At 67.0% G+C, this 542-nt stretch carries 1 protein-coding gene; it reads left to right on the top strand.

The window, feature by feature from the left end:
* A partial coding sequence (locus tag LF252_RS22710) for a hypothetical protein (RefSeq protein ID WP_226271885.1) occupies nucleotides 1-542 on the top strand: 542 nt, incomplete at both ends.

The following is a 542-nucleotide window of genomic DNA, read 5'->3' as shown; positions in this document are numbered from 1 at the left end:
GAGATAAAAGTAGGTTTTTGCGTAGCGTACGATTGGTACTACCTGGCGCAGGCACTGCCGCTGGTCTACGCCGAAGCGGACCGCATCTGCCTCTCGCTGGACGCGGCCCGCTGCAGCTGGGCGGGCCAGCCGTTCGGCTTCGATGAGGCGGGCTTCCGCTCGCTGGTGCAGCAGCTGGACGTGGCTGGCAAGGTGGACGTGTACGAGGACGACTTTCACCGCCCCGAGCTCACGCCCATGCAGAACGAGAACCGCCAGCGCCAGCTCATGGCCCAGCGGCTGGGGGCGGGCGGCTGGCACGTGCAGCTGGACGCGGACGAGTACTTTCTCAACTTCGCCGGCTTTGCCGCCTGGCTGCGCGGGCTGCGCCCGGGCCGGCCGGTCAACATCCGCTGCCCCTACATTACCTTGTTCAAGGAAGTGGAGGGGGGCTACCTGGTGGTGGAGCAGCCGGACTACTTCAAGCTCGACGGCAACCCGGTGGCCACCAACGAGCCGGCCTACCAGCACGGGCGGGTCAGCGGCTGGTTCAACGTGCACGC

It is taken from the genome of Hymenobacter pini (assembly GCF_020421205.1).
Classification (GTDB): domain Bacteria; phylum Bacteroidota; class Bacteroidia; order Cytophagales; family Hymenobacteraceae; genus Hymenobacter; species Hymenobacter pini.
This window is presented reverse-complemented; position numbering and strand designations above follow the sequence as displayed.